This is a genomic window from Pseudoneobacillus rhizosphaerae (genome assembly GCF_917563885.1).
In the GTDB taxonomy this organism is placed as follows: Bacteria; Bacillota; Bacilli; order Bacillales; family Cytobacillaceae; genus Pseudoneobacillus; species Pseudoneobacillus rhizosphaerae.
Genome location: NZ_CAKJTG010000028.1, coordinates 1 through 21748, shown reverse-complemented (window position 1 = coordinate 21748; position 21748 = coordinate 1). Strand labels below are relative to the sequence as shown.

20 protein-coding genes and 1 tRNA gene are annotated in these 21748 nt (G+C 37.7%); 20 read left to right on the top strand and 1 reads right to left on the bottom strand.

Annotation, left to right across the window (positions count from 1 at the left end):
• Positions 1-11: 11 nt before the first annotated feature.
• Complete coding sequence (locus LRP83_RS19210; protein ID WP_230498324.1) at positions 12-506, top strand: S1 domain-containing RNA-binding protein; 495 nt, start codon at positions 12-14, stop codon at positions 504-506.
• Positions 507-823: 317 nt separating this feature from the next.
• On the opposite strand, the gene LRP83_RS19205 is transcribed toward LRP83_RS19210, so the two are convergent.
• Positions 824-897 (bottom strand) — tRNA-Met (locus LRP83_RS19205).
• A gap of 343 nt (positions 898-1240) precedes the next feature.
• On the opposite strand from LRP83_RS19205, the gene spoIIE reads away from it, so the two are divergent.
• The 19 genes from spoIIE to lysS all read left to right on the top strand — a co-directional run bounded on the left by spoIIE (position 1241) and on the right by lysS (position 21272).
• Positions 1241-3718 carry a stage II sporulation protein E gene (gene spoIIE, locus LRP83_RS19200; protein WP_230498323.1) on the top strand — a complete coding sequence of 826 codons (2478 nt, stop codon included), beginning with the start codon at positions 1241-1243 and terminating at the stop codon, positions 3716-3718.
• 93 nt (positions 3719-3811) lie between these two features.
• Positions 3812-4549, top strand: a complete 738-nt coding sequence (locus LRP83_RS19195; protein WP_230498322.1) for a VWA domain-containing protein — start codon at positions 3812-3814, stop codon at positions 4547-4549.
• Positions 4518-5570 carry a serine/threonine protein kinase PrkT gene (prkT, locus tag LRP83_RS19190; protein ID WP_230498321.1) on the top strand — a complete coding sequence of 351 codons (1053 nt, stop codon included), beginning with the start codon at positions 4518-4520 and terminating at the stop codon, positions 5568-5570. Before LRP83_RS19195 ends, prkT begins: the two co-directional genes overlap by 32 nt.
• Positions 5571-5691: 121 nt before the next feature.
• Positions 5692-7080, top strand: coding sequence for a tRNA lysidine(34) synthetase TilS (gene tilS / locus LRP83_RS19185; RefSeq protein ID WP_230498320.1), 1389 nt, complete (start codon positions 5692-5694; stop codon positions 7078-7080).
• A gap of 25 nt (positions 7081-7105) precedes the next feature.
• Positions 7106-7651: a hypoxanthine phosphoribosyltransferase gene (hpt, locus tag LRP83_RS19180; RefSeq protein ID WP_230498358.1), complete on the top strand. Its 546-nt coding sequence runs from the start codon at positions 7106-7108 to the stop codon at positions 7649-7651.
• 98 nt (positions 7652-7749) lie between these two features.
• Positions 7750-9681: an ATP-dependent zinc metalloprotease FtsH gene (gene ftsH, locus LRP83_RS19175; protein ID WP_230498319.1), complete on the top strand. Its 1932-nt coding sequence runs from the start codon at positions 7750-7752 to the stop codon at positions 9679-9681.
• Between the two features lie 224 nt (positions 9682-9905).
• Positions 9906-10685, top strand: a complete 780-nt coding sequence (locus LRP83_RS19170) for a type III pantothenate kinase (protein ID WP_230498318.1) — start codon at positions 9906-9908, stop codon at positions 10683-10685.
• A 22-nt stretch (positions 10686-10707) separates the two neighbouring features.
• Positions 10708-11586 carry an Hsp33 family molecular chaperone HslO gene (gene hslO, locus LRP83_RS19165; RefSeq protein WP_230498317.1) on the top strand — a complete coding sequence of 293 codons (879 nt, stop codon included), beginning with the start codon at positions 10708-10710 and terminating at the stop codon, positions 11584-11586.
• A 77-nt stretch (positions 11587-11663) separates the two neighbouring features.
• Positions 11664-12566 (top strand): peptidyl-prolyl cis-trans isomerase, encoded by a 903-nt coding sequence (locus tag LRP83_RS19160; protein ID WP_230498316.1) that lies wholly within the window; start codon positions 11664-11666, stop codon positions 12564-12566.
• 198 nt (positions 12567-12764) lie between these two features.
• Entirely contained in the window at positions 12765-13691 is a 927-nt protein-coding gene (gene cysK / locus LRP83_RS19155; RefSeq protein WP_230498315.1) for a cysteine synthase A, read from the top strand.
• Positions 13692-13826: 135 nt separating this feature from the next.
• Positions 13827-15218, top strand: coding sequence for an anthranilate synthase component I family protein (locus LRP83_RS19150; RefSeq protein WP_230498314.1), 1392 nt, complete (start codon positions 13827-13829; stop codon positions 15216-15218).
• Complete coding sequence (gene pabA / locus LRP83_RS19145; RefSeq protein WP_230498313.1) at positions 15215-15820, top strand: aminodeoxychorismate/anthranilate synthase component II; 606 nt, start codon at positions 15215-15217, stop codon at positions 15818-15820. The genes LRP83_RS19150 and pabA overlap by 4 nt, the downstream gene beginning before the upstream one ends.
• Positions 15821-16684: an aminodeoxychorismate lyase gene (gene pabC / locus LRP83_RS19140; RefSeq protein WP_230498312.1), complete on the top strand. Its 864-nt coding sequence runs from the start codon at positions 15821-15823 to the stop codon at positions 16682-16684.
• An 11-nt stretch (positions 16685-16695) separates the two neighbouring features.
• The gene (folP, locus tag LRP83_RS19135) at positions 16696-17517 is read left to right on the top strand and encodes a dihydropteroate synthase (protein ID WP_230498311.1); all 822 of its coding nucleotides are present in this window, start codon (positions 16696-16698) and stop codon (positions 17515-17517) included.
• Positions 17518-17519: 2 nt separating this feature from the next.
• Positions 17520-17879: a dihydroneopterin aldolase gene (folB, locus tag LRP83_RS19130; RefSeq protein ID WP_230498310.1), complete on the top strand. Its 360-nt coding sequence runs from the start codon at positions 17520-17522 to the stop codon at positions 17877-17879.
• 2 nt (positions 17880-17881) lie between these two features.
• Positions 17882-18400 (top strand): 2-amino-4-hydroxy-6-hydroxymethyldihydropteridine diphosphokinase, encoded by a 519-nt coding sequence (gene folK, locus LRP83_RS19125; protein ID WP_230498309.1) that lies wholly within the window; start codon positions 17882-17884, stop codon positions 18398-18400.
• Positions 18352-18573, top strand: a complete 222-nt coding sequence (locus tag LRP83_RS19120) for a helix-turn-helix domain-containing protein (protein WP_230498308.1) — start codon at positions 18352-18354, stop codon at positions 18571-18573. Before folK ends, LRP83_RS19120 begins: the two co-directional genes overlap by 49 nt.
• 25 nt (positions 18574-18598) lie before the next feature.
• Complete coding sequence (gene dusB / locus LRP83_RS19115) at positions 18599-19585, top strand: tRNA dihydrouridine synthase DusB (protein WP_230498307.1); 987 nt, start codon at positions 18599-18601, stop codon at positions 19583-19585.
• Positions 19586-19787: 202 nt separating this feature from the next.
• Complete coding sequence (gene lysS, locus LRP83_RS19110) at positions 19788-21272, top strand: lysine--tRNA ligase (protein WP_230498306.1); 1485 nt, start codon at positions 19788-19790, stop codon at positions 21270-21272.
• Positions 21273-21748: the final 476 nt, after the last annotated feature.

The window sequence follows — 21748 nt, the reverse complement described above, 5'->3', positions numbered from 1 at the left end:
AGTTTCTTTTTATGTCAATCGAAGTAGGCAGCAAGTTACAAGGTAAAGTAACAGGGATTACGAATTTCGGAGCGTTTGTGGAGCTGCCGGAAGGTTCAACGGGTTTGGTTCACATTAGTGAGGTTGCGGATAACTACGTAAAGGATATCAACGACCACCTAAAAGTTGGTGACATGGTTGAAGTAAAGGTTATCAATGTTGAAAAAGACGGTAAGATTGGATTATCGATTAAAAAGGCAAAAGATAGACCACAACCGGAAAGACCAGAAAGACCGGAAAGACCATCAAGACCAGAACGTCCATCATACGGTGGTGGCGGCGGTGGTGGTTATGGCGGCGGTCGTCCTCGCCAAGGTAGACCCAATGACCGTGGTGGCCAAGGTGGAACTAGAGAGAACTTTGAATCTAAAATGGCTCGTTTCCTAAAGGATAGTGAAGATCGTTTATCCTCTCTAAAACGTCATACCGAATCAAAACGTGGCGGTAGAGGAGCTAAACGCGGTTAACTTGCTGCTCACTCTTTATACATTTAAAGTTAAACAGGTCTGTTATGGGCCTGTTTTTTTATTTTAAGTTTGTTATAGGATATTGTTGGTTTAATAGGTTTTAAGGACAAAACCACATACTGGGATTCGGAAACTGTCTTTTATAAGGGTTTTTAAGGACAAAACACACACGAAAAACAATCATAGTGTTCTTCATAAGGCTTCTGAAGGAGATAACCACCCATTGAAATCATAAAACTATCCATAAAAGCCTAACCAAGAATAAAAATAGCCAAAAAAAGAGGATTCGCAAAGCGATTCCTCTTTTTCATCATATGTAGCGGCGGAGGGGTTCGAACCCCCGACCTTTCGGGTATGAACCGAACGCTCTAGCCAGCTGAGCTACACCGCCACAATAACGGCACAATGAATATAATACATTCGACAAATAATAATGTCAATAAATATTTTTTAAAAACAAAATTCGATGTTATTTGTCGTAATCCAGCTGCAGCGCCTAGCCCCTCGAGGTCATAAGCCACTCCATGAATGAAGGCAAAGAACGCCTTCTTTCATGGAGCGTCTTATGCTTGTCGGGGCTGATCGAGGCGCTTCCGCTTTTTGTTTGATTTTGTTTCCTCAACAAGAAATCAGTCGAACAAAATATATTTGCCTGTCCTCCATTTTGACAAACTTCTAATAGTTTGACTTTTATAATTATTTCTAACGATATTAAAATGGGGAGTGTAGTCGAAATGGAAAAAGTAGAAAGGAATTTAATCGAACCGATTGGTGAAGTGACGTTTGAACGTTCTCATATGAATTTATCAAAAGGGTTAAAAAAGTTTCAATTAAAGCTAGAAAACATTTTGGTCCGTAAAGGGTTCCTCCTCCTATTGATTGGCTTTTTGTTAGGACGAGCGTTGATACTAGCAAAGCTAACCCCGTTTTGTCTACCATTTTTTGCAGCAGTCTACTTTATTAGAAGGGACAAAGCCCCAATAGCTCTGATAGGTCTAGTAGCTGGTGCGGCAACTCTATCAATCGTTCAAGCATCCTATACATTTTTCACAATAGCCTTATTTCTAATAGTCTACAAACTACTAAGAAATTTTATAAAAAATGAAATGAAGGTTTTGCCGTTCTTTGTTTTTTTTATTCTTTTAATTGGTAGTGCAGCTGAGAGTTTCATTTTAACAAGTCAAGTGAGCTTGTATGATGGAATGATGGCAGGCGTAGAAGCAAGTCTAGGGTTTATACTAACGCTTATTTTTATACAAAGTATTCCATTACTAACCTTTAGTAAGCGAAAACAAGCATTAAAAACGGAAGAGATTGTTTGCTTAATCATTATGTTGGCTTCCGTTATGACTGGAACGATTGGTTGGGAAATATACGATTTATCAGTAGAGCATATTTTATCTAGATACTTAGTGTTAATCTTTTCATTTGTTGCTGGAGCGACCCTCGGTTCAACAGTCGGGGTTGTCACCGGTTTAATTTTCAGTCTGGCGAATATCTCCAGTTTCTATCATATGAGTTTACTGGCATTTGCAGGTGTACTAGGGGGACTTCTCAAAGAAGGGAAAAAAATTGGTGTTTCCTTAGGTCTATTTATCGCTACACTCCTTATTGGTATGTATGGAGAAGGTATTGGATCGATTTCTATTACAATTCTAGAAACAATAGTTGCGATTGCTTTATTCCTTCTAACTCCACAGCTATTTACAGCGAGAGTGGCAAAATTCATTCCAGGTACAACCGAGCATATGGCTGAACAGCAGCAATATATGAGAAAAATGCGAGATGTTACTGCTCAAAGAGTAGAAAAGTTTTCAACTGTTTTTGAAGCGCTTTCTAATAGTTTTTCAAATATTGATGGTAAGGTTGAAGAGTTAGATTCTGAAAGAGAATTAGATTATTTCCTAAGTAATGTCACGGAAAAAACGTGTCAGACTTGCTTTAAAAAGGAACAGTGCTGGACAAAGAACTTTAATACAACCTATGACCAAATGCGAGATATTATGCTTGAAATGGATGAAAATAATGGAGTAGTTTCAGGGAAATTAATGAGAGATTGGGACAAGCACTGTACCCGATCAAAAAGAGTCATAGATGCCATGCAGCAGGAGTTAACGTTCTTTCAAGCCAATCAAAAGCTCAAAAGGCAGGTACAAGAGAGTAGACGCCTTGTCGCAGAGCAATTGTTAGGCGTTTCCGAGGTCATGGGCGATTTCGCAAAAGAGATTCAAAGAGAACGTGAAAATCATCATAAACAAGAAGAGCAAATACTAGAGTCATTACAAGAATTTGGTGTTCATATTGAGCATGTTGAAATTTATAGTTTAGATCAAGGGAATGTTGATATTGATATGACCATACCTTACTGCCAAGGGCATGGTGAATGTGAAAAATTAATTGCTCCAATGCTATCAGATATTTTAGGTGAAACGATTGTTGTGAATTCAGAAGAATGTGCAACGTATCCAAACGGATTTTGCCATGTTACCTTTCGTTCAGCAAAAGCTTATTCCGTTGATACAGGGGTAGCACATGCTGCAAAGGATGGTGGATTAGTTTCAGGTGATAGTTATTCGATGATTGAATTAGGTTCAGGGAAGTATGCGATTGCCATTAGTGATGGGATGGGAAATGGTGAAAGAGCCCATTATGAAAGTCAGGAAACGTTACAGTTATTACAAAAAATTCTCCAATCTGGAATTGAAGAGAAAGTGGCTATTAAATCGGTTAATTCGGTTCTTTCTTTACGAACAACAGATGAAATGTTTTCGACACTTGATTTAGCGATGATAGATATGCAAAATGCTTCAGTTAAATTTTTGAAGATTGGTTCAACACCTAGTTTTATAAAAAGGGGAGGAAAGGTAAATAAAATTCAAGCTAGTAACTTACCAATGGGAATTATTCAAGAGTTTGATGTAGATGTGGTAAGTGAGCAGTTAAAAGCAGGTGATTTATTGATCATGATGAGTGATGGGGTCTTTGAGGGACCTAAGCACGTAGAAAACTTTGACTTGTGGATGAAACGTAAAATTTCCGAACTCGAAACCAATAAGCCACAGGAAATAGCCGATCTGATTATGGAGGAGGTTATTCGCTCGCGGGCAGGTTCCATTGAAGATGATATGACAGTTATAGTAGCGAAAATTCAACATAATACACCGAAGTGGGCGACAATACCAGTCGTTCAAAAACAACGTAAAAGGGCATAACCATTTAATTTATCCAATAAGACTATTAATATGTATAAATCCCCTCCTATTCGTCGAAAATGGTAATACTTTTACCATGGAGGGGAGTTATTTATGAATACGGGAAAAATTAAACAAATTCTCTTAATAACAGATGGTTGTTCGAATTCAGGAGAAGATCCAATTGCCATGGCAGCACTGGCAAAAGAGCAAGATATAACGGTAAATGTTATTGGAGTTGTCGATCAAGATACTATTGATGAGCAAGGAAAAAGAGAGATAGAAGGAATTGCCCTATCAGGTGGAGGAGTTAGTCAAATTGTCTATGCAACCCAACTCGCTCACACCGTTCAAATGGTAACACGCAAAGCAATGAATCAAACCTTATACGGTGTGGTTAATCGTCAGCTCCAACAAATTTTGGGCTCTTCAAAATCAGTTGAAGATCTACCTCCTGACAAAAGAGGCGAAGTTATGGAGGTTGTCGATGACCTATCAGAAACTGTCGAATTAGAGGTGTTGATTCTTGTCGATTCTAGTGCGAGTATGAAGCATAAATTACCGACTGTTAAAGACGCTTTATTAGACTTATCCCTTAGTCTTAACGCGCGTTCTGGAGAAAATAAGTACTCCGTTTTAGTATTTCCCGGGAAACAGAATGATGTCGAAAAATTGCTAGATTGGACCCCGAAACTTGAAGCTTTAACGAGTATTTTCCCGAAATTAACTACTGGTGGGCTAACCCCAACAGGTCCAGCTATTCGCGAAGCATTGTCTTCATTTAAGAAAAAACGCTCATTGAGGAGTTTGTTAGGCCGTGATGATGAATCATTCTTTGAAGAATCAGTGTAAGCTAAATGTCGGTCAGGTTATCACTGGGAAATGGCATCACAACCAATATACAATTACAAAGGAACTAGGCTTTGGGGCAAATGGGATTGTGTATTTAGCTCAAAGTAAAAATCAATATGTGGCATTGAAGTTAAGTGATAACGGTATGTCCATTACCTCGGAGGTTAACGTTTTAAAATCCTTTGCTAAGGTCCAGGGGTCTACCCTAGGGCCTTCTTTGCTTGATGTAGATGATTGGGTAAGGGGAACTGGAACCATTTCCTTTTACGTAATGGAATATATTCATGGATTAAGCTTTTTGGAGTTTGTTGAGCAGAAGGGAAAGTCTTGGATGCCAGTTCTGGTACTTCAATTATTATCAGATTTAGAAAAACTACATTCTAGTGGCTGGGTATTCGGTGATTTAAAGCCTGAAAACTTAATTGTTACGGGTCCACCACCAAAGATTCGTTGTATTGATGTTGGGGGTACGACGATTCAAGGAAGGGCAATAAAAGAATTTACCGAGTTTTATGACAGAGGCTATTGGGGGTTAGGCTCAAGAAAAGCAGATCCGAAATACGACCTCTTTGCTGTAGCTATGATCATGATAAATACTTCCTATCCTAAAAGGTTTAATAAAACGACAGGTGGAATCAATCAACTAACTCAGGCGATAAATGAAAAAATGGAGCTATCCAAATATAAGAATTTTATATTGTCTGCATTATTAGGGCATTATACAACTGCAAAAGAAATGAGAAAGCAGTTACTGTATATAGTTGGTGAAGACCAGTCAAACTCATCAAGAGTTACTCGAGCGCAATTTAGAACACAAACTCAAACAAGAACAAAAACATCATCAGTATCAATAAGTCGTTCAAACACTTATGCAGCAAATACGCCTAATCATCAAAATCAAGCTCCACAACAACGACAATTACAAAAGAAAAAAAGAAAGAGTAAAGGAATACTTGAAACGGTTTTTATTGTATTTTTCGTCACCCTTCTGTATGCCTTTTATGTCATTGAGAAATTATAAGAGCTATTTTTTTAAAAAAATAAGCTATAAATTGAAACCTTTGTCAATTTAAAACGTATAGACAATCTCGGGAGTAAATACAAATCAGTTAATTTTAAAAAACAATTTAAGGAAGAAAATCATGTTAGAACAAAAGGTTGAAGCGTTTTTAGAGAGACATTCCATATCACTGTTTGGAAAAAAGGTGATAGTTGGTGTTTCAGGAGGGCCAGATTCGTTAACATTACTTCATTATCTTTGGAGGAAACGTGACAGTTGGAGATTAAATCTAATAGCTGTACATGTGGATCATATGTTTCGTGGGGAACAATCTTATTTGGAGGCAATATTTGTAAAGGAATTTTGCCATACATTACATATTCCCTTCGAATGGACACAAATTAATGTGACAGATTATATGAAGGAGACTGGTAAATCAACTCAGGTAGCTGGCAGAGAATGCCGTTATGAATACTTTGAGACAATGATGCGGAAATTTGAATCTGACTACCTTATTCTTGGTCACCATGGCGATGATCAAATCGAAACTATGCTGATGAGAATGACGAGGGGAAGCTCTGGAAAAGCTAGAGCAGGGATTGCGATAACGCGTCCTTTCTCAATTGGTGAGATCATACGTCCACTTTTAGCAGTAAACAAAGAGGAAATTGAACAATATTGTTTGATGCATGAATTAAATCCTAGAAGAGACCCTAGTAATCAAAAGCCATATTATAGCCGAAATCGATTTAGACTTGAGGTTGTACCATTCTTAAAAAATGAAAATCCTGCTGTACATGAACATTTTCAGAGGATGAGTGAGGAACTTTATCAAGATGAAGCCTTTCTAGAGGAATTAACTGTGAATGAAATGAATAAAGTATTGAAAAGCAGAGACGTTGAACAAATTACCCTATATACTGAAAAGTTTCTAGCAATACCTCTGCCTTTACAAAGAAGAGGTATTCAACTAATATTAAACTATCTTTATAAGGTAAGACCTTCGTCCTTATCTGCTTTACATATTGATTTAATCATGATGTTATTAAAAAGTCCTCATCCTTCGGGAAGGCTAGATTTTCCAGAAGGTCTTCATATTAATCGATCCTATCAACTGTGTGAGTTTCATTTTACACAAAGGGAAGCTGAACCTTTTCGGGTCGAATTAGAATATCCTGGATCTGCTCAATTACCTAATGGTAGTACAATTACGTTAGAGTATGTTGATACTACAAAAGAAATAGATGGTCTCAATAAATGTTTGTTGAACCCGTCAGAAATCGAATTTCCAATTATTATTCGAACAAGAATGAATGGAGACCGAATTCATCCTAAAGGTATGAGTGGGACCAAAAAGATAAAAGATATATTTATTGATTCTAAAATCCCACTTAAGGATAGAAGCACTTGGCCCATTGTTACAGATGGTACAGGTTCGATTCTTTGGATACCACAATTGAAGGTTTCAAATCATGAATCAAGACATGAGGCATTGGATTCTTATCTACTTTTAACTTATAAAAAGCATTGATTCTTCTAGGGGGCAAATAGCAATGATGGAAAAAGATATTGAAAAAATATTATTTTCTGAAGAGGAAATACAGGCAAAAATAAAAGAGCTTGCTTTGCAACTAACAGAGGACTATAAAGATAAAGTTCCTCTCGCTATTGGTGTTTTAAAAGGAGCTTTGCCATTCATGATAGATCTCCTTAAAAGAATGGATACATATTTAGAAATGGACTTTATGGATGTTTCTAGCTATGGTAGTGGGTTTGTTTCTTCTGGTGAAGTGAAAATTATTAAAGATTTGGACACTTCAGTAGAAGGAAGAGACATTTTAATAATAGAAGATATTATCGACAGTGGACTTACCTTAAGTTATTTGGTTGATCTTTTCCGCTATCGAAAAGCAAAATCGATTAAAATTGTGACACTCTTGGATAAACCAACAGGCAGAAAAGCAGACATCCAAGCAGATTATGTTGGATTTATCTGTCCAGATGAATTCGTACTTGGTTATGGACTAGACTATATTCAAAAATATAGAAACCTTCCATATATTGGTGTTTTAAAACCAGAAGTGTATACGAAGAATGAATAAACAACAATTCATGATTCAAAAGGTCAATTTCTTGAATTACCATGATTTTCTATGATACTATTTAGTATAGTTTGTTTACCCGTGGGAGGAGGTAAGGGATGAATCGGATCTTCCGTAATACGATTTTCTACTTATTAATATTTTTGGTCATTATTGGTGTAGTAAGCTTTTTTAATGGTAACAACGAACCAACTAAAAATATAACTTATAATGAGTTTGTTAGTCACTTAGAAAAAGGTGAGTTGACTGAGGTCACAATGCAACCTGATGGTGGGGTGTATGTTGTCCGAGGTACATTAAAAGATGGTAAGGAATTTATTACTAATATCACAAACAATGACCCAATGTTAGCTCGACTTGATCAAGCAGCTGTAAAAGGTCAGAAGTTAGATGTACTAAAAGCAAAGGAAACTAGTGGGTGGGTTACCTTCTTCACTTCCATTATTCCGTTTGTGATTATCTTTATTTTATTCTTCTTCCTATTAAACCAAGCCCAAGGTGGCGGAAGCCGGGTAATGAATTTCGGTAAAAGTAAAGCTAAGCTTTACAATGATGATAAGAAGAAAGCTCGTTTTAAAGATGTTGCAGGTGCCGATGAAGAAAAGCAGGAACTTGTTGAAGTGGTCGAATTTTTAAAGGACCCTCGTAAATTTGCTGAACTTGGCGCACGTATCCCTAAAGGGGTTTTATTAGTAGGACCTCCAGGAACAGGTAAAACCTTACTTGCTCGTGCGGTTGCAGGGGAAGCTGGAGTACCATTCTTCTCGATAAGCGGTTCTGATTTCGTAGAAATGTTTGTTGGGGTCGGAGCTTCTCGTGTTCGTGACCTTTTTGAAAATGCTAAGAAAAATGCACCTTGTATTATTTTTATCGATGAAATTGATGCTGTGGGCCGTCAACGTGGTGCTGGATTAGGTGGAGGTCACGATGAACGTGAACAAACACTGAACCAATTACTAGTTGAAATGGATGGATTCGGTGCTAATGAGGGAATTATTATCATCGCTGCAACTAACCGTGCAGATATTCTAGACCCAGCTTTATTACGTCCAGGTCGTTTTGACCGTCAAATCACGGTTGATCGCCCAGATGTAAAAGGACGTGAAGCGGTTCTTAAGGTTCATGCCCGTAACAAGCCACTTTCTAGCACAGTAAACTTAAAGAGCATTGCCCAGAGAACTCCAGGTTTTTCTGGTGCTGATTTAGAAAACCTTTTAAATGAATCGGCATTAATTGCTGCTAGACGTGATAAAAAGAAGATTGACATGGAAGATATTGATGAAGCAACAGACCGTGTCATTGCTGGACCTGCGAAAAAGAGTCGAGTTATTTCTAAAAAGGAACGTAACATCGTTGCTTTCCATGAAGCAGGTCATGTAATCATTGGAGTAGTACTAGACGAGGCTGATATGGTTCATAAAGTTACAATCGTTCCTCGTGGTCAGGCTGGCGGTTATGCCGTTATGTTACCTAGAGAAGATCGTTTCCTTATGACAAAACAAGAGCTTCTTGATAAAATCGCTGGATTACTCGGTGGTCGTGTCGCTGAAGAGGTTGTTTTTAATGAAGTAAGTACTGGTGCTCATAATGACTTCCAACGTGCGACAAACATTGCACGTAAAATGGTTACAGAGTACGGTATGAGCGAAAAGCTTGGTCCACTTCAGTTCGGTCAAGTTCAAGGTCCAGCATTCTTAGGCCGTGATATCAATAATGACCAAGGTTATTCTGATAAGATTGCCTATGAAATTGATATGGAAGTCCAACGTATTATTAAGGAAACCTACGATAGAGCGAAAAAGATTATTATTGAAAATCGCAGTAAGCTTGATCTTATTGCTAACACTTTATTAGAGGTTGAAACGTTAGATGCAGATCAAATTAAGGGACTTGTGGATAACGGTGTTCTACCAGAACGCCCAACAGAAGTGATTTCAAGTGACAAAAAACAAGAGGATATTAAGGTTAACATCAATTCCAAAAAGGATGATGAAACCACTCCTACAACAATAGAAGAAGATCCAAAGTAATATGACTAGAGCACCTTTTTAGGTGCTCTTTTTTTTGCCGAAATTCATATTTATGTTATGATGTTGGCAGTGTGATAGAAAAGTGGAAGCGGCTTGTCCAGCCCCGACAAGCTTAAGACGCACTGGGAAAGAAGGCGCTTTTTGCCTTTATTCCCAGTGTGGCTTAAGATCTCGAGGGGCTAGCCGCTTGAGCTGGCCAGAAAAAATGAAAAGTGGTGAATTTAGTGATTTTTGTTTTTGATATTGGGAACACAAACACGGTTCTTGGAGTATACGATGGTGATGAATTAAAATACCAATGGAGAATTGAGACGAACCGTAATCGTACAGATGATGAATATGGTATGGTCATAAAATCCTTATTTAATCATGTTGGGTTAAGTTTCTCTCACATAGATGGAATTGTGATTTCTTCAGTCGTACCTCCGATTATGTTTGCCTTAGAACGTATGTGTGAGAAGTATTTCAATCTTAAACCATTAGTCGTTGGACCTGGGACGAAAACAGGATTAAATATAAAATATGAAAACCCTCGTGAAGTGGGTGCAGACCGGATTGTAAATGCAGTGGCAGCTATTCATGACTACGGAAGTCCACTCATTATTGTAGACTTTGGTACTGCTACTACCTATTGCTATATAAATGAGGAAAAGCAATATATGGGTGGAGCTATTGCACCTGGAATTAGCATCTCTACAGAAGCTTTATATTCGAAAGCGGCTAAATTACCAAGAATTGAAATTACACGGCCAGAAGGGGTTATTGGTAAAAATACCGTTTCCGCTATGCAAGCTGGAATTGTTTATGGATATGTTGGACAAGTTGAAGGTATTGTTAAGCGTATGAAAGAACAAAGTAAAAAAGAGCCAACTGTCATTGCAACCGGAGGGTTAGCACAGTTAATTTCCCAAGAATCTAATGTGTTTGATGTGATTGATCCATTTTTAACTTTAAAGGGTTTACAGCTCATTTATAAACGAAATATGGATACAACTAAAAGGTAGACATCAAGAGAGGGGCATATAAATGGAAGATTACTTAATAAAGGCACTCGCATTCGATGGGCAAGTCCGTGCCTATGCTGTTAAAAGTACTAATACTGTGGGAGAGGCACAACGTCGACATTATACTTGGCCAACTGCTTCAGCCGCATTAGGAAGATCAATGACCGCTGGTGTTATAATGGGTGCCATGCTTAAAGGCGACGAAAAGCTAACCATCAAAATAAATGGTGGTGGTCCAATCGGTGGAATAATAGTTGATAGTAATGCAAAAGGTGAGGTAAGGGGTTATGTCCACCATCCGCAAACGCATTTTGATTTAAATGACAAAGGTAAACTCGATGTTCGTCGCGCGGTTGGAACAGATGGAATGTTAATGGTAGTAAAAGATATTGGTATGCGTGATTATTTTACTGGTCAAGTTCCGATTGTTTCCGGTGAATTAGGTGAGGATTTTTCTTATTATTTCGCTTCCTCAGAGCAGGTTCCTTCTGCAGTAGGTGTCGGAGTTTTGGTAAATCCAGACAATAGTATATTAGCAGCTGGTGGATTTATTATTCAATTAATGCCTGGTACAGATGAATCTACCATTACAAAAATTGAAGATAGTATACAATCCATACCGCCCGTTTCGAAATTAATTGAAAAGGGTTTATCGCCTGAGGAATTATTATTTGAAATTCTAGGTAAAGAAAATGTAAAAGTCTTAGAAACGATGCCAATAAGCTTCCAGTGCACCTGTTCAAAGGAGCGTTTCGGAAACGCTATTATTAGCTTAGGGACTGAGGAAATAGAACAAATGATAGAAGAAGATGGAAAAGCGGAAGCGCACTGCCACTTCTGTAATGAAAAATATCTTTTCACCGTAGAAGAATTAGAAGAATTAAAAAGCCAAGCGAAATAAATAGAAAAGCGAAAGCGGCTTATGTCCTCGGGGGGGGCTAGCCGCTGCAGCTAGACAATATACAGGGGGAGGAGCATGTGAAAAATAATCAGCTTTGGATCATCATAGCAGGTCTCTTACTTTTAAATTGTCTTACCGTTGCCTTTTTTATCAAGCCACCTGAATGGGCTGGGAAAATAGGAGTTCTTTCAGGAACAAAAGAAGTAGTTGCAAATGTTGGGAATGAAGGTGTTTCTCGTCAAGAGTGGCTAAACGAAATGGAAAATCGGTATGGGCAAGTCGTATTAAAAGATTTAATTGACCAAAAGGTAATTGAGCAATTAGCAAATAAATATAAGATTAAAGTTTCGGATGAAGCTGTTGAACATGAATTAAGACTAGTTCAAACCATGTATGGATCAAATGGACAAATAAAAGGATCTGACGAGCAAAAGTGGAAGGAACAAATTCGATATAGCTTATTACTAGAGGAATTGCTAACAAAAGATGCCATTGTAACCGAAGAAGAGATGAAGGATTATTATAACGATAATAAAGACCTATTTAATGTTCCTACCTCCTATCTTTTATCACATATTGTAGTCAAAACAGAAAACGAAGCAAAAGAGACAATAAAAGAACTTGAGCAAGGCTCTAGCTTTTCAACTCTTGCAATGGAAAGGTCTATTGAAGAATTTTCTGCTAATCAAGGTGGAGATATTGGCTTTGTTAGTGAGGAAGATGACCGTTATCCCCATGCTTATGTTGATCAGGCAAAAAAGCTGAAAACTAAAGAGTGGTCAAAACCGCTTGAAGTGAAGAATGGATATGCCATTATAATGCTTAAACAAAAATTAGAAGGCAAAAAGTATTCATTCAAACAAGTTAAAGGCCAAATTCGCCGACAAATTGCTCTTGAACAAATGGATACCCCTGTTTCGGCAAGTGCCTTTTGGAATGAGTTAAAGGTAGATTGGTTTTATGGGGAAAAGAATGAATAAATAAAACAAGGACACCATACTAGAGTAAATTTCTCTAAGAATGGTTCTTTTTTTTGCTCAATAAACAATACATATTAATTGACAGAATCTTAAAAGATTGATAAATTTTAATAAAACCAATAAAAATAGTCGGGATTGAAAGAAAAGCGGAAGCGACTTACACGACCTGATAATTTAATAAGGATGAGGTGGGGCAAAATGGTTAGAGTGGCAAATTCAATTGCTGAGTTAGTTGGCGAAACACCGATTGTTAAACTTAACAGACTGGTAGATGAAAATAGTGCTGATGTTTATTTGAAATTAGAGTATATGAACCCTGGTAGTAGTGTAAAGGATCGCATTGCTTTAGCTATGATTGAAGCTGCTGAAGAAGCAGGAGCACTTCAACAAGGCGACACCATCATTGAACCAACAAGTGGTAACACTGGAATAGGGCTAGCAATGATTGCAGCTGCCAAAGGATATAAAGCTGTACTTGTCATGCCTGAAACGATGAGTTTAGAGCGTCGAAACCTATTACGAGCTTATGGTGCTGATTTAGTATTAACACCTGGACCTGAAGGAATGGGTGGGGCGATTCGTAAAGCAGAAGAACTAGCTCAAGAAAACGGATATTTTATGCCACAACAATTCAAAAATGAAGCCAACCCTGATGTCCATAGACGTACAACAGGAAAAGAGATTGTCGAGCAAATGGGTTCGCAGTTAGATGCTTTCATTTCAGGAATTGGAACAGGTGGAACAGTAACAGGTGCTGGCTCTGTATTAAAAGAGGCATACCCAACAATCCAAATATATGCTGTAGAACCAACGGATTCTCCAGTTTTATCAGGTGGTAAACCAGGCCCACATAAGATTCAAGGGATTGGGGCTGGGTTTATTCCAGATATACTTAATACTGAAATATATGATCACATTATTCAGGTGAAAAACGAAGAGGCATTCGAATATGCACGTCGTGCCGCTAAGGAAGAGGGAATTCTGGGAGGAATTTCATCGGGAGCTGCAATCTTTGCAGCATTGAAAGTAGCGAAGGAATTAGGAAAAGGTAAAAAGGTTCTTGCGATTATTCCTAGTAACGGTGAACGCTATTTAAGTACACCACTTTATCAATTTGAAAACTGAATAATGAATCCTCGTGCCATAGTCCTCGTACTATGGTATTTTTTTTGTCAAAAACAGTTTGATATAATTAAAAATATGAAAGTAATTCATTCTTCATGTATGATGATAAGAGAATCTATTTAGGAGGAAATTTTGTTGACTACCTTTAAACTAAAAACAGCAAAAATCCCTTTTTCACTTGAACAATTTTTTCAGCAATACCTTCATTTATCATCTGCATATACTCATCATGTATTTCTTGAAAGTGGTCGAGGAGGTCGCTATAGTATCGCAGCCTTTGAGCCGTTCGCGAAGTTGGTTGGGAAGAACAGCGAGTTAGTTATTAATACCGATGGGGAACGTCAACAACTTAATGGCAATCCTCTTCATCAAATGCGCGAATGGATGAGGCAATACCAAATTGAAACCAATGAAGAAATACCAGATTTTAAAGGTGGAGCGATTGGATTTATAAGCTATGATTACGCCCGTTATATCGAGAAGCTCCCGACTTGGGCAGAGGATGATTTGGGTATCCCGGAGATTTACTTCCTAGTTTATAAGGAATGGTTTATTTTTGATCATCAAACCTCTGAAATGTGGCTGTTATTTTTACATAATGAAAACGAAAACATAGAAGACAAATTAGAGTATTGGCTTAACCAGTGGCAAAAACCACTTGAGTCAGCAGAACACAATGAACCAATCGCTATAGATGAAACATTAAAGGTTTCTATGACTGAAGAACAGTTTATTGATGCCGTAATAAAGGTACAAGATTATATATCTGCTGGTGATGTTTTTCAGGTTAATCTATCTGTTCGGCAATCAAAACCATTGGCGGTTAAGGCAATGGATATATATGAGCAACTGCGTATTCTTAATCCATCACCCTACATGAGCTACTTCCATACTCCAGATTTTCAATTAGTTAGTGGCTCCCCTGAGCTCCTAATCAAAAAGAAGGGGTTAGAGGTAAGTACACGTCCGATTGCAGGTACCCGTTCTAGAGGTAAGGATGAAGCTGAAGATTTACAGCTTGCCAATGAATTAATACAAAATGAAAAAGAACAAGCAGAGCATGTCATGCTTGTTGATTTAGAGCGTAATGATCTTGGGCGTGTTTGTCAGTACGGGACCGTTGAAGTAAACGAGTTCATGGTGATTGAAAAGTACTCCCATGTTATGCATATCGTCTCGAATGTTAGAGGTGAGCTAAACCAGGAGAAGGATGAGTTTGATGTCATCGATGCGGTATTCCCTGGTGGGACTATAACAGGAGCTCCCAAAATAAGGACGATGGAAATTATAGAAGAGCTTGAACCTGTGCAAAGGGGAATTTATACAGGCTCGTTAGGTTGGATTGGCTTCGATCACGATATGGAATTGAATATCATCATTCGAACAATGCTGGTGAAAGATGGCCAGGCACATGTACAAGCCGGAGCTGGAATCGTCATAGATTCAAGTCCAAAAGACGAATACAAGGAATCGTTAAAAAAGGCGCTTGCTCTTTGGAAGGCGAAGGAAAAGGCGGAGAACCTATGATACTAATGATAGATAATTATGATTCATTTACATATAATCTTGTGCAATATTTAGGTGAATTAGGTCAAGATCTGGTGATTAAAAGAAATGACCAAACCTCTATAGAAGAAATTGAAAGGCTGAATCCAAAATTTTTAATGATTTCACCTGGCCCGTGTAGTCCGAATGAAGCTGGTATAAGCCTAAAGGCCATCGAATATTTTGCTGGGAAAATTCCGATTTTGGGAGTATGCCTCGGTCACCAATCTATTGCACAAGTTTTCAAGGGTGATGTCGTTCAAGCTGATAGGCTAATGCACGGAAAGACTTCACAAATGTTTCATGATGGCAAAACGATTTTCACGGGGATGGATAACCCCTTTCCTGCAACACGATATCATTCACTGATTGTAAAAAAAGAAACACTGCCTGATTGTTTAGAGATTTCTGCTTGGACAGAAGAGGGCGAAATTATGGCGATTCGCCACAAAAGTCTTCCCGTTGAAGGTGTCCAATTTCATCCTGAATCGATTATGACGAAAGATGGGAAGAAGCTCTTAGAAAATTTCATTTCTTATTATGAAAATTTTACTTGTTTAGAGCTTGAAGAAGGTCGAATATAAATGTTTGTCTATTTAAATGGGAAGCTTGTACCGAAGGAAGTAGCTTTAATCTCAGCATATGATCACGGCTATTTATATGGTGTTGGCTTATTTGAGACGTTTCGAGTGTACGACGGACATATTTTTCTTTTAGACGATCATTTACAAAGGCTGAACGACGGTCTAAGTAGCCTCCTGATAGAAAAGTGTTTTACAAAGGAAGAGATTGAGGAAGCTATTTCGCTTTTACTAAAAGCAAATGGATTTAAAAACGCATATATTCGCTTGAATATCTCAGCAGGTTTGGGAGAGCTAGGGTTAACCGTAGATCCCTACGTTGAACCAACGATAATTATATACTCTAAACCCCTTCCTCCTTTAGGAAGTGAAATCTCTGAAAAAAAAGCACAACTTTTAAAAATAGTTCGCAACACTCCAGAGGGGAACTATCGTTTAAAATCTCACCATTTCCTCAATAATATTTTGGCAAAACGTGAGATTGGAAACCGGATGGATGTGGAGGGAATCTTTTTAACTGCAGAAGGAGACCTTGCTGAAGGGGTTGTTTCCAATTTGTTTTGGGTGAAGGGTAATACCGTTTTTACACCTTCAATAAAAACTGGAATACTAAACGGAATTACGAGGCAATTTGTGATTCAATTAGTAAGGCAACGAGGGATGAAGCTCGAAGAAGGTTTTTTTAAACCTGAAGCACTAAATGATGCGGATGAGCTATTCATTACGAATAGCATTCAAGAAGTAGTAGGGATCAATCAGTGGAACAATCGGGTTTATCCTGGTAAAGAAGGTAGCACGGTCGTATATTTACATGAGCAATATCGTCACTATTGTTCAAAATTAAGTAGCAGAAATGAAATAAGATAGGAGCATACATCATGGGTGTAATTCAATGTGGGCCATATGAGCTTGACTATGCGCAAAAGACACTAATTATGGGAATCCTCAATGCAACACCAGACTCTTTTTCAGATGGAGGTCGTTTTAATCAAATAGAATTGGCTGTTGAACGAGCAATCGATCTTGTCCAACAAGGGGCAGATATTATTGATATTGGTGGAGAGTCAACACGTCCAGGTCATGTAGAAGTATCGATTGAAGAAGAATTAGAACGAGTAATTCCCATTATTCAAGCCATTACAGCGGCTGTTAAGGTACCAATCTCTATCGATACATACAAAGCAGAGGTTGCGGAGCAGGCTTTAAAGGCAGGGGCCCATATTATTAATGACGTTTGGGGAGGGAAAGCAGACATCCGAATGGCTGAGGTAGCGGCTAACTACCAAGCTCCGATTATCCTTATGCATAATCGAAATGATCGTAACTACGGTCAATTTTATCGAGATGTTGTGAATGACCTCTTTGAGAGTATTGCGATGATGAAGGCTGCAGGGGTAAAGGATGAGAATATTATTTTAGATCCAGGTATTGGTTTTGCGAAAAATTTAACTGAAAACATTCAAATGATGAGAGATTTAGATAAACTAGTGGCTATTGGGTACCCTGTGTTACTAGGTACGTCACGTAAAACGATGATTGGGCAAGTTCTCGATCTTCCTATTTCAGAAAGAATGGAAGGGACAGGAGCAACCGTTTGTTATGGTATTCAAAAGGGATGTCAAATCGTCCGTGTTCATGATGTAAAGGAAATAAGTCGAATGGCAACTATGATGGATGCCCTTACTAGGAAAGGGTTTTAAGAATGGATAAAATAAGTGTAAATGAAATGACCTTTTTCGGTTACCATGGTGTTTTTCCAGAAGAAACTCGGCTAGGACAAAGGTTTATAGTAGACTTAGCTGTCTATTGTAACCTACAGGAAGCCGGTACGACGGATGATTTAAGCTACTCCATAAATTACGCAGAGTTATATTTTTTAACACGGGAGATTGTCGAAGGCGAGCCATTTAAATTAATTGAAGCTGTTGCTGAAAAAATTGCTAGTGAAGTTTTAGGAAAATTCCCACAGGCGTTAGAAGTTAAGGTAAAGGTAATGAAACCTGATCCCCCCATACCTGGCTACTACAAGTCCGTTTCGGTTGAAATTACAAGGAGTAGATAAATTTGCAAAATCAAGCCTATATTGCTCTTGGTTCCAATATTGACGATCGCAACACTTATTTAACAAATGCGATTAAAGAATTAAATAAACATGAAAAAATAAAGGTGGTAAATGTTTCTTCTATTTATGAAACAGACCCTGTTGGGTATACAGAGCAAAATCCCTTTTTAAATATGGTTGTGTCTGTCATGACAACCTTAAATCCACATGAATTATTAGCAGAATGTTTACATATTGAGTTAGTTTTAGGAAGAAAAAGAGAAATTAAATGGGGGCCACGAACAGTAGACCTTGACATTCTCTTATATAATCAAGAAAATATGGAAACAGACACTTTGATTATTCCACATCCACGGATGCACGAGCGAGCATTCGTTCTAATTCCATTGTTGGAAATAGCTTCTCATTTATCTGTAACGTGGTTACGTGATATAAATATAGTAGAATTTCAAGAAAAAGAGGGTGTTCGATTATGGAAGCGGAAAAGTGGGGAAGACGCATTCGCGCCTATCGAAAACTAAAAGGTTTTACCCAAGAAGGCTTCTCCAATGAACTTGGTATTTCAGTTTCAATTATGGGTGAAATTGAAAGGGGAGGTCGTATGCCGTCAAAGGAAATGTTAACTAAGATTTCGAATGCCCTAAAGGTGAGTATAGAAGAACTATCTCCACCAGAGAACGGCAATATATATTAATTAAGATGGTTGAAGGAGGAAAACATTGTTAAAAATCGGTAATATTAAAATGAAGAATCAAGTAGTTCTTGCCCCGATGGCAGGCGTGTGTAATTCGGCATTCCGATTAACGGTTAAAGAGTTTGGTGCTGGATTAGTTTGTGCTGAAATGGTAAGTGATAAAGGGATTATTTTAAAAAACGATAAGACGATGAATATGTTGTATATCGATGAGCGCGAAAAGCCTTTGAGCCTTCAAATTTTTGGTGGTGAAAAGGAATCTTTAGTCGAAGCTGCAAGATTCGTAGATAAAAATTCTAATGCTGATATTATCGATATCAATATGGGCTGTCCTGTTCCGAAAATCACTAAATGTGATGCTGGTGCAAAGTGGTTATTAGACCCGAATAAAATCTATGAAATGGTGTCTGCTGTAGTTGATGCAGTCGAAAAACCAGTAACAGTAAAAATGCGTATGGGTTGGGATGATCAGCATATTTATGCTGTTCGTAATGCTCAAGCTGTAGAGCGTGCTGGTGGAAAGGCGATATCTCTACATGGTAGAACTCGTGTCCAAATGTATGAAGGGGAAGCGAATTGGGATATCATTAAAGAAGTGAAGCAATCTGTTAACATTCCGATTATTGGAAATGGAGATGTTCAAACTCCACAAGATGCAAAACGTATGCTTGATGAAACAGGTGTAGATGGTGTAATGATTGGACGTGCTGCACTTGGAAACCCATGGATGATTTATCAAACGGTTAAGTATCTTGAAACGGGTGAGCTTATTGGTGAACCATCTGTAAAAGAAAAAATGGATGTTTGTATTCTTCATTTGGATCGTTTAATTGCTTTAAAAAGTGAATATGTGGCTGTCCGTGAAATGCGCAAGCATGCAGCATGGTATTTAAAAGGCGTAAGAGGTAATGCCAAAGTACGTAATGGTATCAATGAATGTGTAACGAGAGATCAATTAGTTGACCTTCTCCTTAGCTTAGCTGAAGAGCAAGAGGTAGTAAACGTAGGCTAATGTTTGACACTCTTTAGCTACTTTCCTATAATACTTTTAATGTAAGCTTGAGCTGTCAGTAGAATTACTGGCAGTTTTCTTTATATTTTTTTGTCTGTTTCAATAAGATTGTGTAAAATAATATAGAATGTAAAAAGATAAACGTTTTTTATGCGTACCTGCGTGTTACATAAAAGAAGAAATTGTATTGGAGATGAACAAAATGAGTCATGAAGAATTAAATGACCAGTTGCAAGTAAGAAGAGAAAAAATGAATGCTATTCGTGAAAAAGGAATGGATCCATTCGGAAAAAGATTTGAACGTTCGCACCAATCGCAAGACCTTGTTCGTGAATATAGTCAGCTGGAAAAAGAAGAGATAGACGCTAAAAACATTTCGGTTACACTTGCAGGTCGTGTCATGACAAAGCGTGGTAAAGGAAAAGCAGGCTTTGCTCATATTCAAGATTTATCAGGTCAGATTCAAATCTATGTTCGTACAGATGCAGTTGGGGAAGAACAATATGAAACTTTTGATACAGTTGACCTAGGAGATATCGTTGGGGTTACGGGTGTTTTATTTAAAACTCAGGTAGGTGAGTTATCTGTAAAAGCACAAAGCTTTGAGCTTTTGACTAAATCACTTCGCCCTCTACCAGATAAATTCCACGGCTTAAAGGATGTAGAACAACGTTATCGCCAGCGCTATCTTGACTTAATCATGAGCCAAGAAAGTAAAGAAACGTTCATCAATCGTTCTCGTATTATTCAATCTATGCGTAGATACTTGGATGATCATGGATATTTAGAAGTTGAAACTCCTTTAATGCATTCAATAGCAGGCGGAGCTTCTGCAAGACCATTTATTACACATCATAATGCTTTAGATATGCAATTATATATGCGTATTGCTATCGAGTTACATCTTAAGCGTTTAATTGTTGGCGGTCTTGAAAAAGTCTATGAAATTGGACGTGTTTTCCGAAATGAAGGAGTATCGACAAGACATAACCCTGAGTTCACAATGATTGAACTTTATGAGGCATATGCAGATTATCGCGATATCATGAGCTTAACTGAAAATCTAATTGCTCATGTAGCGAAAGAAGTACTAGGTACAACAACCGTTCAATATGGTGACCATATGGTTGAGCTTGAGCCTGAATGGCGCCGCCTTCATATGGTAGATGCCATTAAAGAATATACTGGTGTAGACTTCTGGAAAGAAATGACCACCGAAGAAGCTCATAGACTTGCTAAAGAGCACGGGGTAGAGATTAAAGACACTATGCTTTATGGGCATGTAGTAAATGAGTTTTTTGAACAAAAAGTAGAAGAACATTTAATCCAACCAACATTTATCACGGGCCATCCAGTGGAGATTTCTCCATTAGCTAAGAAAAATGAAGAGGATCCACGTTTTACAGATCGTTTTGAATTATTTATTGTTGCTCGTGAATACGCTAATGCCTTTACAGAGCTAAATGACCCAATTGATCAACGTGAGCGATTTGAGGATCAATTAAAAGAACGTGAGCAAGGAAACGATGAAGCACATATGATGGATGACGATTTCGTAGAAGCTCTAGAATATGGAATGCCACCAACTGGCGGTTTAGGTATTGGAATTGATCGTTTAGTCATGCTATTAACGAACTCTCCATCCATTAGAGATGTTTTATTATTCCCATTAATGCGTCATCGTTAATATCAAAAGGCAGAATCCGATTTTAGTTGGATTTTGCCTTTGCTTTTTTATATAAAATTATTGTAGAAAAATCCTTTGTATCTAGGATTTTGCAATAAATTATTATTACAATTGACTTATAGAAGTAAATGATATTGAATGAAAAACAAAAAAACTATTGCAACGATAACAAATAGGTGATATATTATTACTTGTCGCTAAAGACGCGGGCAATATATTATGAATTTGAATGGTAATGAACTTTAAAAAGTTCTTGACTAGAAAAATTGATTCTGTTAATATTAAAAAGTCGCTTATGGGCGTACAAAAACAAAAATTGTTCTTTGAAAACTAAACAACCAAACAATAACAAATTAAGTGAAAACTTTCTTTTAAAGGAAGTTGGAACTAAGCCAGAGTAAACTTTATGAGCTAATCAAACACTTTATTGGAGAGTTTGATCCTGGCTCAGGACGAACGCTGGCGGCGTGCCTAAT

What these genes read in the sequence shown, in the direction of transcription:
- tilS (WP_230498320.1), top strand. Translation starts at nt 5,692, where the DNA reads ATGTTAGAACAAAAGGTTGAAGCGTTTTTAGAGAGACATTCCATATCA.
- hslO (WP_230498317.1), top strand. Translation starts at nt 10,708, where the DNA reads ATGGAAGATTACTTAATAAAGGCACTCGCATTCGATGGGCAAGTCCGT.
- lysS (WP_230498306.1), top strand. Translation starts at nt 19,788, where the DNA reads ATGAGTCATGAAGAATTAAATGACCAGTTGCAAGTAAGAAGAGAAAAA.
- ftsH (WP_230498319.1), top strand. Translation starts at nt 7,750, where the DNA reads ATGAATCGGATCTTCCGTAATACGATTTTCTACTTATTAATATTTTTG.
- cysK (WP_230498315.1), top strand. Translation starts at nt 12,765, where the DNA reads ATGGTTAGAGTGGCAAATTCAATTGCTGAGTTAGTTGGCGAAACACCG.
- LRP83_RS19210 (WP_230498324.1), top strand. Translation starts at nt 12, where the DNA reads ATGTCAATCGAAGTAGGCAGCAAGTTACAAGGTAAAGTAACAGGGATT.
- pabC (WP_230498312.1), top strand. Translation starts at nt 15,821, where the DNA reads ATGTTTGTCTATTTAAATGGGAAGCTTGTACCGAAGGAAGTAGCTTTA.
- folB (WP_230498310.1), top strand. Translation starts at nt 17,520, where the DNA reads ATGGATAAAATAAGTGTAAATGAAATGACCTTTTTCGGTTACCATGGT.
- hpt (WP_230498358.1), top strand. Translation starts at nt 7,106, where the DNA reads ATGGAAAAAGATATTGAAAAAATATTATTTTCTGAAGAGGAAATACAG.
- spoIIE (WP_230498323.1), top strand. Translation starts at nt 1,241, where the DNA reads ATGGAAAAAGTAGAAAGGAATTTAATCGAACCGATTGGTGAAGTGACG.
- folP (WP_230498311.1), top strand. Translation starts at nt 16,696, where the DNA reads ATGGGTGTAATTCAATGTGGGCCATATGAGCTTGACTATGCGCAAAAG.
- LRP83_RS19195 (WP_230498322.1), top strand. Translation starts at nt 3,812, where the DNA reads ATGAATACGGGAAAAATTAAACAAATTCTCTTAATAACAGATGGTTGT.
- prkT (WP_230498321.1), top strand. Translation starts at nt 4,518, where the DNA reads ATGATGAATCATTCTTTGAAGAATCAGTGTAAGCTAAATGTCGGTCAG.
- pabA (WP_230498313.1), top strand. Translation starts at nt 15,215, where the DNA reads ATGATACTAATGATAGATAATTATGATTCATTTACATATAATCTTGTG.
- LRP83_RS19120 (WP_230498308.1), top strand. Translation starts at nt 18,352, where the DNA reads ATGGAAGCGGAAAAGTGGGGAAGACGCATTCGCGCCTATCGAAAACTA.